General features: G+C 43.8%; 8 protein-coding genes, 1 other RNA gene and 1 pseudogene. 5 read left to right on the top strand and 5 right to left on the bottom strand.

Features of this window, described 5'->3' with window-relative positions; translation table 11 throughout:
- Positions 1–408: 408 nt before the first annotated feature.
- Entirely contained in the window at positions 409–2,493 is a 2,085-nt protein-coding gene (locus UQ64_RS26650) for a methyl-accepting chemotaxis protein (RefSeq protein ID WP_060626491.1), read from the bottom strand.
- 189 nt (positions 2,494–2,682) lie between these two features.
- Between UQ64_RS26650 and UQ64_RS26645 the strand changes: the two genes are divergently transcribed.
- The 5 genes and pseudogenes from UQ64_RS26645 (at position 2,683) to UQ64_RS26625 (ending at position 8,238) form a co-directional block, all read left to right on the top strand.
- A complete protein-coding gene (locus UQ64_RS26645) occupies positions 2,683–4,305 on the top strand; it encodes an amidase family protein (RefSeq protein ID WP_060626489.1) in 1,623 nt (540 codons plus the stop codon).
- A gap of 163 nt (positions 4,306–4,468) precedes the next feature.
- Positions 4,469–4,795: pseudogene (locus tag UQ64_RS32435) on the top strand (HTH domain-containing protein); the annotation flags it as partial.
- A gap of 502 nt (positions 4,796–5,297) precedes the next feature.
- Positions 5,298–5,678, top strand: coding sequence for a CHRD domain-containing protein (locus tag UQ64_RS26635; RefSeq protein ID WP_245238262.1), 381 nt, complete (start codon positions 5,298–5,300; stop codon positions 5,676–5,678).
- Positions 5,679–6,735: 1,057 nt separating this feature from the next.
- Positions 6,736–7,374, top strand: a complete 639-nt coding sequence (locus tag UQ64_RS26630; RefSeq protein ID WP_060626487.1) for a hypothetical protein — start codon at positions 6,736–6,738, stop codon at positions 7,372–7,374.
- A gap of 75 nt (positions 7,375–7,449) precedes the next feature.
- On the top strand, positions 7,450–8,238 hold the full coding sequence (locus UQ64_RS26625) for a hypothetical protein (RefSeq protein WP_060626485.1): 789 nt from the start codon (positions 7,450–7,452) through the stop codon (positions 8,236–8,238).
- A 199-nt stretch (positions 8,239–8,437) separates the two neighbouring features.
- Here UQ64_RS26625 and ssrA read toward each other — a convergent pair.
- From ssrA to secG, 4 genes are all read right to left on the bottom strand, one after another.
- Positions 8,438–8,802, bottom strand: a transfer-messenger RNA (tmRNA) gene (ssrA, locus tag UQ64_RS26620).
- 198 nt (positions 8,803–9,000) lie between these two features.
- Complete coding sequence (gene smpB, locus UQ64_RS26615) at positions 9,001–9,480, bottom strand: SsrA-binding protein SmpB (protein WP_060626483.1); 480 nt, start codon at positions 9,478–9,480, stop codon at positions 9,001–9,003.
- Between the two features lie 677 nt (positions 9,481–10,157).
- Entirely contained in the window at positions 10,158–13,040 is a 2,883-nt protein-coding gene (rnr, locus tag UQ64_RS26610; RefSeq protein WP_060626580.1) for a ribonuclease R, read from the bottom strand.
- 343 nt (positions 13,041–13,383) lie between these two features.
- Complete coding sequence (secG, locus tag UQ64_RS26605) at positions 13,384–13,617, bottom strand: preprotein translocase subunit SecG (RefSeq protein ID WP_060626481.1); 234 nt, start codon at positions 13,615–13,617, stop codon at positions 13,384–13,386.
- Between the last annotated feature and the right edge of the window lie 97 nt (positions 13,618–13,714).

Raw genomic sequence — 13,714 nt, 5'->3', positions numbered from 1 at the left:
GTTAAAGCCGCCCGATACGGATGACTTTAGAACATGCTGTTACAGACAGCACGGTGAACCACATGATGCCTAAGTCACCTCATGAAATAATCTCAACATCATGCGGTGGAGGATAGTGGTTTTGTATAGCCATGGCTCCTCCTCATAATTGTACAACCTTGATAGATTATTAAGTAATCCAACTTTATCACGACAGTGGCCAAGCTGATTACAGAAGAAAAAAGAGCAGTGGACACAGATGATCATCTGTGTCCACTGCTCTTTTCCTTAAAAGATTCTTGGTTATGGTATTGAGCTAGTTATGAATGTAATAATAGGGAATTAGAAAAAACAGCCAGAGGAAGTCTCTTCCTCTGGCTGGCTGGTTTGTTTTGTTCTAAAGAGTTTCTCTCCCATGAGGGGAGTACATCATTGGTTATGGATGTTGAATTTCTTAATATTGTCCTCCAGATCCTTAGAAAGTCCCTGCAGCTGAGTCAGATAACCTGCTATGTCATCAATCGTAGCCAGCTGTTCCTCTGCTGCCGCGGACACCTCTTGGGTAATGGCAGCATTCTCTTCCGTAATCGCTGAGATACTGGTGAAAATGTCTGTGAGTTCATGGCGTTTTTCAACCATCAACTGGACCTGGCCGTCAACCTGGTTTGTCATTTCCATTTGGCTGTTCACGGACACCATAATATCGTTAAAGATGGATTCGGTTTCTCGAACCGCCGTTTCCTGGTCTATAAATAGTTCGCGGGATGTGCCCATGGCCTGAACAGCCGCTCCCACCTGGTTTTTTACAGTTGAAATAATGTGACTGATATTATTCGCAGCAGAAGCTGATTGCTCCGCGAGCTTGCGGATCTCGGCAGCTACCACAGAGAATCCCCGCCCATGTTCACCTGCTCTTGAAGCCTCGATGGACGCATTTAGAGCCAGCAAATTTGTCTGACCGGAGATTTCAAGAATCGTACCGAGTATGCCGCTGATTTCACTAGTACTACCACTCACATGATGAATAGCTTGTGCTGTTTCCTCAGAAGCTCGTTGTGTGCTGTTAAATTTCCCTACTAACTCCTGTACAATGACGATACCGCGTTGGTTCAATTCCGCTGTACGACGAGCAAGATCCAGGATATCCTGAGCGGATGCAGTAACTTGATCGATCGCTCCGCCGAGCTGTTCAACTTTTTCAGAGCCCTCCATAACATTGTTAGCTTCATCACTAGAAGCGGAAGCAAGTTGAATGATGGACTCGGTAATGAGTGAGGAAGCATTTTGTGTCTGATCCATGCTGTCTGTAAGTTTATCCGCCGATTGAGAAACAATTTTCCCCGAAGTAGAAATGCCGCCGATCATGTTCTGCATATCCTGCTTCATCGCATCAATAGCCCGTACCATGGTGCCTACTTCACTTCGCTTGTTCAGCATAGATTGCGGAATATCGACCGCCAAGTCACCACTGCCGATTTGCTGCAAATACTGAACAGCCGCATTTAACGGCTTCGTAATCGCGCCAGCTAAATACAAAGCTACTCCGATAGCGATAACAGCGATAACAACCATGATGAGGAAAATAATGTTTTGGATCGCATTGACTGATTCCGCCACTTCACTCTCGTCCATGATTGCAATATATTTCCAACCATTCTCCGGTGATACGTAGACACTAGCATTGTAGTTCTCCTTATTCAAGGTGATGTCCAAATTTTTACCTGCCAGTTTGTCAATGTCAGCAAATTCGGCTATACCCAGAGCCTTTAGATTTGTAAAGTTGATTTCCGGGTTCTTAGGATTTGCGAGGATCGTACCGGTTTGGTCTGCCAAGATGACATAGCCGGCTTTACCGATCTTCATGTTATTGATGGTATCGGTCAGAAAGTCCAAACTTACATCTACACCTTGGACACCAACGATGTTACCTGTGTCATCCTTAATGGTAACCGAAGAGCTGACGATCGGTGTACCTGTAGTAAAGGCAGCGTAAGCACCCGAGCGTACAATTTTGTCGGGATTCTCAACCGCCTGGGTGTACCAGGCTCTTGATCTCGGTTCAAATTTATCGGTGGAAGTACCATCCGGCCATTGTATGTATCCGCCATCCTTTGTTCCCAAATAGATATAAGGCACATTTAGATGTGTCTTAGAATATTCCAAGAAAAAGTTATAAATCTTAGCTTCTATACCTCCATTTTTAGCTGGAGTCATCTGAAGAGTTCCATCTGCTCCTACTACATCCACATAAGAGGTGATGGAACTGTCAATCTTCTTGACGAGTGAGCTCTTTGCAAAGTATTCAACCGATTCATTCACGGTAGTAAAGTACAAGTCTATAGCACCGCTAACTTGTTCGATTTCCTTTCGAGTTGCATCATAGAAATCCTCCGTCATATCCTCCTTAACTTGCCGGTTGATCCCGAGTCCCATTGATAATGTTGACAGCAATACCAGGACCACCATCGTAACCAATAGTTGAAGCTTTAGATTCCACTGTAGTTTCTTTCTCAAGTTGTTTCTCCTCCATCTTGTTATGTAAACATGAATTTTGTCTATACATAACTATCGGTAAAAGGATGGCTTTTGTTATATATTGTCGAATTCCATTCATTTATTCAGAAGAAATGACGATAACTGTTACAGGGAGAGAAAATGAGCATTAAGAACTAATTAAAAAAAAGACATCAGGAGGCAAGACACTTGAGAAAAAAATATATAAACTTCAAAGCTTTACTAGCTATTTTGCTAGTTTTCTCGATTTTGCCATGGAATCATGCAAATGCCGAAATAGCAAAAAGTACGTTTGATCCGTTTGAGAAAAGCATCGATGAAGTCACAAAAGCTCTGGACACAAAGCAAATTACATCGGAAGAGCTTGTGGAATACTATCTGAAACGTATTGAAGCCTTTGATAAACAAGGCCCTGTTATAAATTCTATTATTACGGTTAACAACCAAGCTCTTGAAACAGCAAAGGTACTCGATACCGAGCGAAAATCGAAAGGACCAAGAAGCAAGCTTCACGGCATTCCTTTTGTCGTAAAGGATAACTATGATGTGGTTGGCATGCCGACCACAGCTGGGGCTGTAGCTCTGAAGAATGAAAACCCTACTAAGAATTCATTCACCGTACAGAAGCTTATCGATGCCGGAGCCATTGTAATTGCTAAAACAAACATGTCCGAGCTCGCCGCTTCCTATGGCAGACTGGGCTATAGCTCCATGGGCGGTTTGACAATTAATCCTTACAATCTGAACCGTGATGCTTCCGGTTCCAGCAGCGGTAGTGCAGCAGCGGTAGCGGCTAACTTTGCAGTATTCGGACTTGGAACGGATACTTCCGGTTCCGTCAGAGGTCCAGCCAATGTTACCGGGCTAGTAGGTATCAGACCAACTATGGGATTGACTAGTCGCAGCGGCGTTGTCCCTTCTTCCCTTTCTTTGGATGTAACTGGTCCTTTGGCACGTAGTGTCGAAGACGCTAGCTTAGTGCTTACTACGATGGCTGGAACAGACAAAGCAGATTATGCGACAAAATCCGCGAACCGCTATGTTCAAGACTACGCCAAAGCACTGAACGCTTCTTCGCTGAAGCAGGCGCGTATCGGTGTGGCGACTGACTTCTTCGGCGGCAATGATGAAGTAGATGCAATTACGAATCAAGCGATTGCTAAAATGAAAAGCATGGGAACGGAAGTAGTGCCTGTCACATTCTCCAAACAAACCAAGTACCTCTGGACTCCAGTTCTTGGACCGGTCGGGGATGCGGAATTCAAAATACAGTTTGAAAAATATTTGCGCTCGCTTCCTGCCGGTGGACCTAAAACGCTGCGAGAAGTAATCGATATTAGTGAATCTCCTGAAGTATTGAACTCGGCAACACCTGTTAACCCTGCTCGTTTAGAAGGCTTGAAGACAGCATTGGCTAAAGCAGATACTCTATATTCCAACGAGTACAAGAAAATCGTTAAGAAAGAAATGCCGGAGACCCGTAAAGAAATTGAAATGATTATGAAGAAAAACAACCTGGACGCAATCGTCTTCCCTACGATGGCCTGCCCTGCTTCCAACCGCTTTGACAAAGAAGACCCTACTTATGTCTGCAATGCGTATGATACTTATGCAGCGAGCTACGTAGCATCTGCTACAGGTTTCCCTGAAGTAACCGTACCTGCGGGAACGGTAAAAGCAGGCGTACCGGTGGGCATCTCATTCTTGGGAACAGCATACAGCGAGCAAACGCTGCTTAACCTAGCTTATTCCTTTGAGCAAGCTACGAAAGCAAGAACAGTTCCTGTACATACACCGAATTTAAGACCATAACTGGATTACAGCATCTGCAAATGCCCTTTCTCTCCCTTTCATCATGCAGGCTGCAGCTGCAATTGAATAGAAACAGCTCAGCTCCACTGCATTAAACTGTACCCTATCGAGTAGACACTTTTAAAAAGTCTCTCGGTAGGGTATTTTTGTTTATAGCAAGAAAATGTTCACAGATAAAGAAATCAAGCAGTTAACTAACAATCCTTATGTGAGGAACATGTCTTCAAAGGCAATTACGTATACGGATGCGTTTAAGCAATTGTTTATCTCAGAGAATAACATGGGCAAGCTGCCGAGAGAATTATTTGAAGAATGTGGTTTTGACGTAACCATCATTGGAATCCAAAGAGTTGAATCCTCAGGAAAGAGATAGCGTGCGAGCTACTAGGAAAACGGAATCTTAGGTTTGCAGGATACAAGAAGCCCAGCATCAGGAAGACCTCTTAAACGGGAGCTTACGCTCGAAGAGAAGCAGGCCAAGCTGGAGGCTCGATAATATTCTTATATCCTTAAGTGGTTGTCTCTTCACAGTATATTTAACGTATTTTTCCATCCAATGCTCCAGAAATTCAGAGAGCGTCATCTTTATAGTCTGTACCAATAAATTGCGCTGCTGGTTATATTCGAATTGATTTAGCAGTTTCTGTGCTTCAGCTTCCGAGGACAATGGACTACTGATCCCCCTAGCAATAGGGTAGCCAAAATAGTCCGGACTACATTTGGACTACATTTTCTATCTATAGACGTAAAAACCCCGCTCTGGGAGCGGGGTTTTCGATGGAGCCGAGGGGAGTCGAACCCCTGTCCGAAGATAACGGCACATAAGCTTCTACGAGTGTAGTCACAGTTTTGATGTCACCCGAGTATCGCCCTATTCATTTACAAAAAATTAATCAAACCCTAGACGGTTGAACAATCCTCTCCTTCCATACGGAATAGAATAACCGTATCAACGAAGAGGGGTGAGGAATATCAAAACGTTTAGGGCTTTCTTGAAAGGAAGAAACGAAGTACCACCTGTAAGGACAATTTCTACTGGAAATACTATTATTCAGCTTAACCGTGCTGGTGATAAATTATTTTTTAGACTTGTCATCCGAAATATAAACCGAGTAACCCAAGCCCATATTCATCTTGGACGAAGAAATGAAAACGGTCCTATAGTCGCCTTTCTATTCGGCCCGTCGAAATTTGGAATTTCTGTAAGACGAGGAGTTATTCGCGGGACTCTGACTCGTAATGATTTAATCGGCCCTCTAGATGGAAAGACGATCCGCGATCTAGTCCGTGAATTTGAAAGAGGCAATGCTTATGTCAATGTACACACCATACAAAATCCAAATGGAGAAATCCGCGGCCAAGTTACTTCGTAAATTGTACATGAATAATTGAAATAAACGTGTTCCTCACGTAGAAAGTACCTTCACGCTGGTCGCAGAATCAATCTGCTATCCACATACAAAAAGCACCGATCTAGTGGATCGATGCTTTTTGCAATGGAAGGGTATTGAGCCGAGGGGAGTCGAATCCCTGTCCGAAGATAACGGCACATAAGCTTCTACTAGTGTAGTTACAGTGTATAGAATCCATGCTTTCTTAAACAACTAATCTATAACTTTCATGCGTGATCATAAGCCTTACAAAGCTAGAGAGATGATTTGCTTAATAAGAGTGAATCATGGATTCGTCTTCAAAGAGCAAATGATCGATCTTTTAAGCCTCCACCTGCTTCTTGAGCTGTGAGGGTTTGCTTTTTTAAAAATGCTTGAGCCTCTTCGTTGGTATTGGTAAGCGTATAGGTTAGTTTATCCGTGCACTGATCCTGGAACGCTCATAATGACACCAAATTACCGTTTGATCCACTCGGCGACGAAAGAGTCTAGGTGTACCGGGCTTCAAATTTGCGGGCTGTTGCTGTTCGAGCATCGAGGCTCACTGACGACGTTGTTCCTCCGTAAGTTTTTTGGTTGTCTAGGAGAACGATTCAGGTTCAAACTAGTCATACCTTGCGTTTGATAGGTTTGCCTTTAAATTCTTATGGTTTTCCTGCTCATTCTTCAAGACCTAATAGTTAAAAATGTTAGTCGTCACGCATTTCTTCAACTCCAAAAACTAACCTAAAACGAAAAAACACCCTAAAGGTAATTTTAATCAGTATTTTTAATAGATTGTTTCAAAGAATGGATAGTATTAGTTGAATGGAAAATTTTTAAAGGATGTAAAACTGGATACATGTGATTTTGGACTTCAAGTCCTCCCTCGGCTCATATGGAGTATCAGTGAAGACTGAACGCTTTCGTATTGAGAAACCCTCAAAAACGCCTAAAATATTTAATATAATCCAAATAAAAAAATAGATGTATTTTTTGGTATATATGATATATTTGGTAACGGGTTGGCCGACCAAATATTGATAACGAAGTTGTTATTATGAAAAAAACAGCCAAAATCTTGCTGGGAGCATTGTTATTATCAAGTGCAATCTCTACATCTGCTTTTGCAGCATCAGAAGACACTGAGGTTACCGGACACTTTAGAGCACCTGTTGAAACATATGATGAAGATGGCAGGTTATACATTGATGGTATCCTCTACGCCCCCTACGCCTCACAAGAAGATCTAGAACAGACTTCTGAGCCCTCTGTTAGTAATCGCATTTCATTATTAGCTACACCTACAAACACCTCGATTATGGAAGGATCAGAGACATATTATTCAGGACAAAATATGGATACTTACAACAATGATTCTGATAGTAAAATTAAAATCACCCTTCAAACAAGCTCTTCATTAACCACAACATTAACTGGCAGCCTTGAATATTGGTTTTCTGCTGTTGCAAAGGCATCCATGAGTTTAGCTGTAGGACAGACTTTTTCCAAAACATTCACTCAAGAGTTTACTACTGAAGGATATCATGTTTACTCTTTAAAAAGTGCTGTAAAAACCATTAAGCGTAATTATGTATATTACGATACTGCATGGATCATCGAAACATTCCGTTCTTCGAGCATTGATTTAAATGGAGGCTCTGAGTTTTGGTTCTGGTGTAATCCTATTCCTCACTAAATAGAATGAACAGAGTGGTGGCCACTTTAAGTAAAGTGGCTTCTCTTTTAATATTAAACAAGGATGTGTGCGCTATTGAAACGTTTACTTACTATAATGTCTCTAGTTCTAATTGTATTTATAGCTGTGTCTTGCACTTCGCAGAAAAATATTACAAAAAAAGATCAAGTTGAAGATACTATTCTTAAAAAGATTCAATCATATACACTTAATGAATCAAATTATCTTCTGTTTGTGGAGAGCCCCACAACGGCTAATAAAAAAATCACTCTTTTCCTACCATATTCTGTAGACAATATGAATATTAAAGAAATTTCTCTTATTCAAGATAATGAGCAGGTCACCAATAAAACTACTGTTAATTCTCCTAACATTCTTGATAACAAACTTTACTTTACTTTGAATGAATTTATACCTTCTTTTAATAAAGCACAACTAACTCTTGATAATGGAAGAACTGTTATAATTAATACGGGTCAATACATTTTACAAAAGTATATATCACAAGAAAATATACCCGAAAACAAACTTAAGTTCCTTGATTCAGGAAATTTCCAAAATAAATTAGGCAAAATCACTTATTCTGCTCAATTTAATTACAAAGAGAAAAGTGCGGAGCAAGATGTTGATATAATTCTTCCTGATGATTTAATTTCTCTACGTAAGACTATTGATTTTGAACAAGTCAGTGTTAGTGATACTTTAGCCACATTTAAATTGGGCCTGAGTTTTCCTAAGAGCGAGTTCACTAAACTGCATGTAAATTCCTTAACCTTTGAAGTATTATGGTTTCAGAAATATAGTGATAAGAATGCAGTGATTTTAATTGGATCCATTCCTATTACATTCAATGATTACCAATAGCATAACACTTAAATGAACAGGAAATCTCTCCCCCTTCTTTTCACCTACATCCAGCGATTTTCATGCGGCAAAATTCAAGATAATGAGAATACAAATAGTAGCAGGTTAATCTATTATGATAACAAGCTGACTAACCATTTTTTAAAAAATATTTAAAAGTAAAAAAGACACCTTTAGGGGTGTCTTTTACTTTTACTCCATATGGAGCCGAGGGGAGTCGAACCCCTGTCCGAAGATAACGGCACATAAGCTTCTACGAGTGTAGTCACAGTTTTGATGTCACCCGAGTATCGCCCCGTAACCGGCTATACGTTGGGTCAGCCTGATTATCTTCTTCCGTTGACCCCAGGCGGAGACCAGACGGCGTATCCCACTACTTGTTAGCCCCTATCCCTGTCACATGGGCGATGCAGGGTAGAAGCACGCGCGCAGTTTCTTAGGCTGCGAAAGCGTAGTTGTTTTGTTGTTTGCCGTTTAATAGGCTTTAGCGTTGATGAAGCGGACGCGTCCCCACTACTCGCTACTCATGCTCGAACTACCCCCGTCGAATCCAAGAACGGCCCCTCATTAAAAAGGGCGCTTCGGATCAAGCGGATCTTCCAAGCAAGAGAGATCCAATCCACAGCTTCTTCTTCAAGAAGTCTGTAACGAAGCAATAATCTTACTTACTCAGTATAGCACATTTATCAATACTTTAACACGTGGGTTAAAGGAATTGAAGGTGGAAACTGGAACTCATTTGAATCGTCTACTACACCTAGATTATCTGGCGATCTTTTGCTTCTCACGCAATACACGCTGGATATCACGCTGAGCATCACGCTTAGCAGCAGAGTCACGTTTATCGTACTCCTTCTTACCTTTACCAAGACCAATCAATAGCTTCGCATAGCCATTTCGCACGTAAACCTTAAGTGGCACAATCGTAAATCCATCCCGCTTGGACAAGCCCAGCAGTTTATGAATTTGCTCCTTATGCATTAGCAATTTACGTGTGCGAGTCGGGTCAGTAGGGTTAGCACGATTACCTTGTTCAAAAGGGCTGATATGCATGTTGTGAATCTGAATCTCACCGTTACGGATCGTAGCAAAAGCATCTCCAATATTAGCGCGGCCATTACGCAGCGACTTGATCTCTGTGCCTGTCAGCACCAAGCCAGCTTCATAAGTATCCTCGATAAAATAATCATGGGAAGCTTTTTTGTTCTGGGCAAGTACTTTCCCGTCTGCTTTTTTACCCATGAGAATCACTCCTTGAATCATATTCATAAGTTAAAGGAACCATGTCTCTCTAATCTTAACCGACATAGTCATCGAACGTCTGATCTATATTGTAACAAATGGAATCGATTGTACGCAAGGAAGGATCAGGTAATCCTATCTCATCCATTTTGACAACTGTTTGTCAGTAAGATTACCCAATAGTTAACTTTAATTACATTTGTTTACGAAATGGACGTTTGTGTTGCGATATTGCCCATAAACACAATCGCCTCTTAACCAATTCAATTCGTTCTCTATCCCCCCGACGCTAACGATAAAACTATATAAATGTACTTATTACATCTATTCAGCTTATTTAGACGCTCGAAGGTTGTTTAATTGTACTTTCTGCAGTTAAAAACTTGAAATCATGCCGTTTTGAAGATACTGGTCAGATTTAGATGTACAAAGTGCAATTAAAATAAGCATCGTGATAATATTGGTCACTTTGCTCCAATTCATATATCATATTGACAAAACTGCGCTGTCACAAAGCTTCTGACTAGTACTAAACAAACTTGTGATAGCCTATAGTCTCGGTCAGAAGAATTTCACACTTGAGATGAAAAAAAAATTAAAAAAGCACCGCCCCCATCAAAAGGGGCGGTGCTTAATCTTGTATCATAGAGCTACGAAACGTAGCCCAAAAACGTTATTTATTTCTTCTTTCTCTTACGAGGAGCTCCGTCTGGAGCGCTACCTGTAGTGTCACTACGTTTAGAAGTGGCTTGTTCCGACGTCTGAATGTTGCCCGGTGTCACGGATTGACCGATGAAAACACCGCTTTTGTTCTTCTTTTTCCGGCGACCTTTACCTGTTGGAGCGCCGCCACGGCCTTCTCCACCACCAAAGTTACCGCCGCGGTCCTCACGGCTGCGGAACTTCGTGCTGCCGTCCAGACCGCGAACTTCGCCGCCGGAAGACTCGGACGCAGGAACGCCGTATCCGCCTTTGCCGGAGCCAAAGCCGAAGCTGATGCCGCGTCCACCACCGGCACCGCCGTTGTCACCGCCGCGGCCTCGCCCGCCGCTGCGCTCACGTGGCGCGCCTGCGTTGCCGCCGGCTTCACCCCCGCGCTCTGCGCCGGTGCTTCCGCCCGGCGTCGTAACTACCCGGCTCGCGTCCTCGCCGGCATTACGCCCGCGCTTCCGCTTTCCGCGTCCGCCCGGTGCGCCAACACCGGCCGCTTCGCGCGGCCCTTCACCGGCGCGCACACCAGCGCCCGGCTTGCCCTTGCCCGCGCCTACAGCAGCGCCGGGCTTGCCTTTACCGCCGCGGCCCTTGCTGCCCGCGCCGCCTTTACCCCCGGCTGGCGCCTTGAAGCCGCCGCCACCTGGACGGCCGCCTTTGCCACCGCGGCCGCCTCCAAAACCACCGCCGCGATGCTCGCCTGGCGCGCGTGGTTTCATATCGACCAACTCGAAATCGATCGTGTGGTCATCCATATTTACCTTGGCGACTCGAATCTTTACCTCGTCGCCAATACGGAACACCCGTGATGTGCGCTCGCCAATGAGCGCCATATGGGCCTCGTCAAAGTGATAATAATCGTCGCTCATTGCACTGAGACGGATAAGGCCTTCGACAGTATTATCCAGCTCTATGAACATTCCGAAGCTGGTCACACTGCTGACCATAGCCTCGAATTCCTCGCCTACTTTATCCTGCATGTATTCAGCTTTCTTCAGCTGCTCCGTATCGCGTTCTGCTTCTACCGCTACACGTTCACGTTCCGAGGACTGCTGAGCAATGTCAGGCATCCGGCCGGCCAAATAATCATGTCGTTTCTGACTCAGCGCCCCCCCGTTCTCAATCACTTCACGCATTACGCGGTGAATGACCAGATCGGGGTAACGGCGAATCGGAGAAGTGAAGTGGGAATAGTATTCTGCTGCAAGTCCGAAATGGCCTGTGCTCTCTGCATCGTATTTCGCCTGCTTCATGGAGCGCAGCATCATTGTGCTAATAACGGTCTGCTCTTTAGTCCCTTGGATTTGCTCCAACAGATCCTGCAGAGCACGCGGATGAACCGAATTGCCACGGCCCTTCACGTGATATCCGAAATTGGCCGCAAAAGCCATAAAATTCTGCAGCTTCTCAGGGTCCGGATCTTCGTGAATCCGGTAAAGGAACGGGACCTTCAACCAATGGAAATGCTCAGCCACCGTTTCATTTGCCGCGAGCATAAATTCCTCGATAATCTGCTCGGCTACAGAACGCTCACGCTTTACAATATCTACAGCCTTGCCGTTCTCATCCACGATGATTTTGCTCTCTTCAAAGTCAAAATCAACCGCACCCCGCCGCATCCGTGCATCACGCAGCTTCATCGCTAATTCTTTCATGAGACGGAAATCATCAATTAGGGGACTATAGCGCTCCAGCAATTCGGGATCTTCATCCTCCAAAATTTTGCGAACATTGGAATAAGTCATTCTTTCCTTGGTGCGAATCACACTTGTAAAGACATCGTGCTTCACGACCTTCATTTGTTCGTTAAATTCCATCTCACAGGACATCGTTAAGCGGTCTACCTGCGGATTCAAACTACAAATTCCGTTAGACAAACGGTGAGGAAGCATCGGGATAACCCGATCCACTAAGTACACACTACAGCCCCGATCATAGGCCTCTTTATCGAGCTCAGAGCTCTCACGCACATAATACCCTACATCCGCAATATGCACGCCTAGCTTGTAATGTCCGTTCTCCAGCCGCTGAACATTAACCGCATCATCCAGGTCCTTAGCATCTTCGCCATCAATCGTGACAATGTTTAGTCCGCGCAAGTCGCGTCGTCCCTGCTCAGCAATTTCCTCTTCTGTGATTGAATCCGGAGCGTTGTCCGCTTCGTTCATCACTTCAGCGGGAAATGCCTCTGGCAGCTGATGCTTACGGATGATAGATAGAATATCAACTCCTGGATCATCCTTATGACCCAGGATCTCAATAATTTCGCCTTCTGCCGCTGATCGTCCTTCTGGATAATTCACGATACGTACAACGACCTTTTGACCGTCTACCGCCCCCATGAAGGATTGCTTCGGAATAAAGATATCACGATTAATCCGTTTATCATCAGGCAGCACAAAGCCATAGGTCTCCATGTTTTGAAATACGCCTACTGTCTGTAACACGCCACGTTTTACAATACGTTCTACTTCACCTTCCATACGTCCGCCGGACGGACTTTTAGAGGTAATACGGATTAGGACGATATCTCCATTCATAGCTCCCTTAAGATCATTCGCATGGATATATACGTCAGGATGATCACGATCATCCGGGATAAGAAAAGCGAAGCCTTTCGCATGAGCCTGTAACCGGCCTCTCAGTAAATCCATCCGTTCCGGCACGCCATAACGTGCATTCCGAGTTAGTACAATTCTTCCGTCCTGCTCTAATTCAATTAGTAGTTCCTCGAACTTTTTAAACCCTGTGCTATCTTCTAGAGCAAAATGGCTTACCAGCTCTTCATAGGTCATTGGTTTATATGCAGTTTCCCGCATGAAATCGAGTAATATTTCTTGTGTTATCATGTTCGTCACCCCAGCCCTCCGCGGCTCCAAGCCGCTGGCAAATATGTATGTCTTGTCCTGCTCTGTAATAGTGCCAAGTAAAATTTACCTTTACCTACTTCATACCCTAGTATACACGAAATCAATCCTGCGCATCCCTGTTACTGTTATCCAAAGGTAAACACAGTACGAAATTTCATTCAAAAGTGAAGAAAACGAGTTTATTACGGCTCTAACGTACCGAATCTTATTCTTTCTACTATGCAAAGAAAAGCACCTACAGGTGCTTTATCTCCTTTTATTATAACAAAAAAGCCTTCGCTCTATTCCATTCAGAACAGAGCGAGGGCTTACTGTAGGTACTTTAGTCAATGAAAACAGCAGCTAGAATCGCCATAATGAAGAATCCTGCAGCAAGTCCAACCGTTACACGTTGTAGTACGAGTTCCATACCACGAGCTTTTGTTTTACCAAAGAGATGCTCAGCACCGCCGGAGATGGCACCGGAAAGACCCGCGCTTTTCCCCTTTTGCAGAAGAACGACCGCAATAAGACCGACGGAAAAAATCAGGAGCATAACTTTCAAAAAGATATCCATTCACTTCCACCTCCTACGCCTAAGCATCACTATCTATGGTAATTGAGGTTATCACGATACATAAACAGTATTCTTATTTTATCATAGCAGTGCCAGT

Source organism: Paenibacillus etheri (assembly GCF_001012825.1).
Taxonomy (GTDB): domain Bacteria; phylum Bacillota; class Bacilli; order Paenibacillales; family Paenibacillaceae; genus Paenibacillus_AQ; species Paenibacillus_AQ etheri.
The sequence above is the reverse complement of the archived record's forward strand: the minus strand, read 5'-3'. Positions and strand labels throughout refer to the sequence as shown.

Bases quoted from the DNA above. Each gene is read 5' to 3' on its own strand.
- UQ64_RS26630 (WP_060626487.1), top strand. From the start codon at position 6,736: ATGAAAAAAACAGCCAAAATCTTGCTGGGAGCATTGTTATTATCAAGT.
- smpB (WP_060626483.1), bottom strand. From the start codon at position 9,480: ATGGGTAAAAAAGCAGACGGGAAAGTACTTGCCCAGAACAAAAAAGCT.
- rnr (WP_060626580.1), bottom strand. From the start codon at position 13,040: ATGATAACACAAGAAATATTACTCGATTTCATGCGGGAAACTGCATAT.
- secG (WP_060626481.1), bottom strand. From the start codon at position 13,617: ATGGATATCTTTTTGAAAGTTATGCTCCTGATTTTTTCCGTCGGTCTT.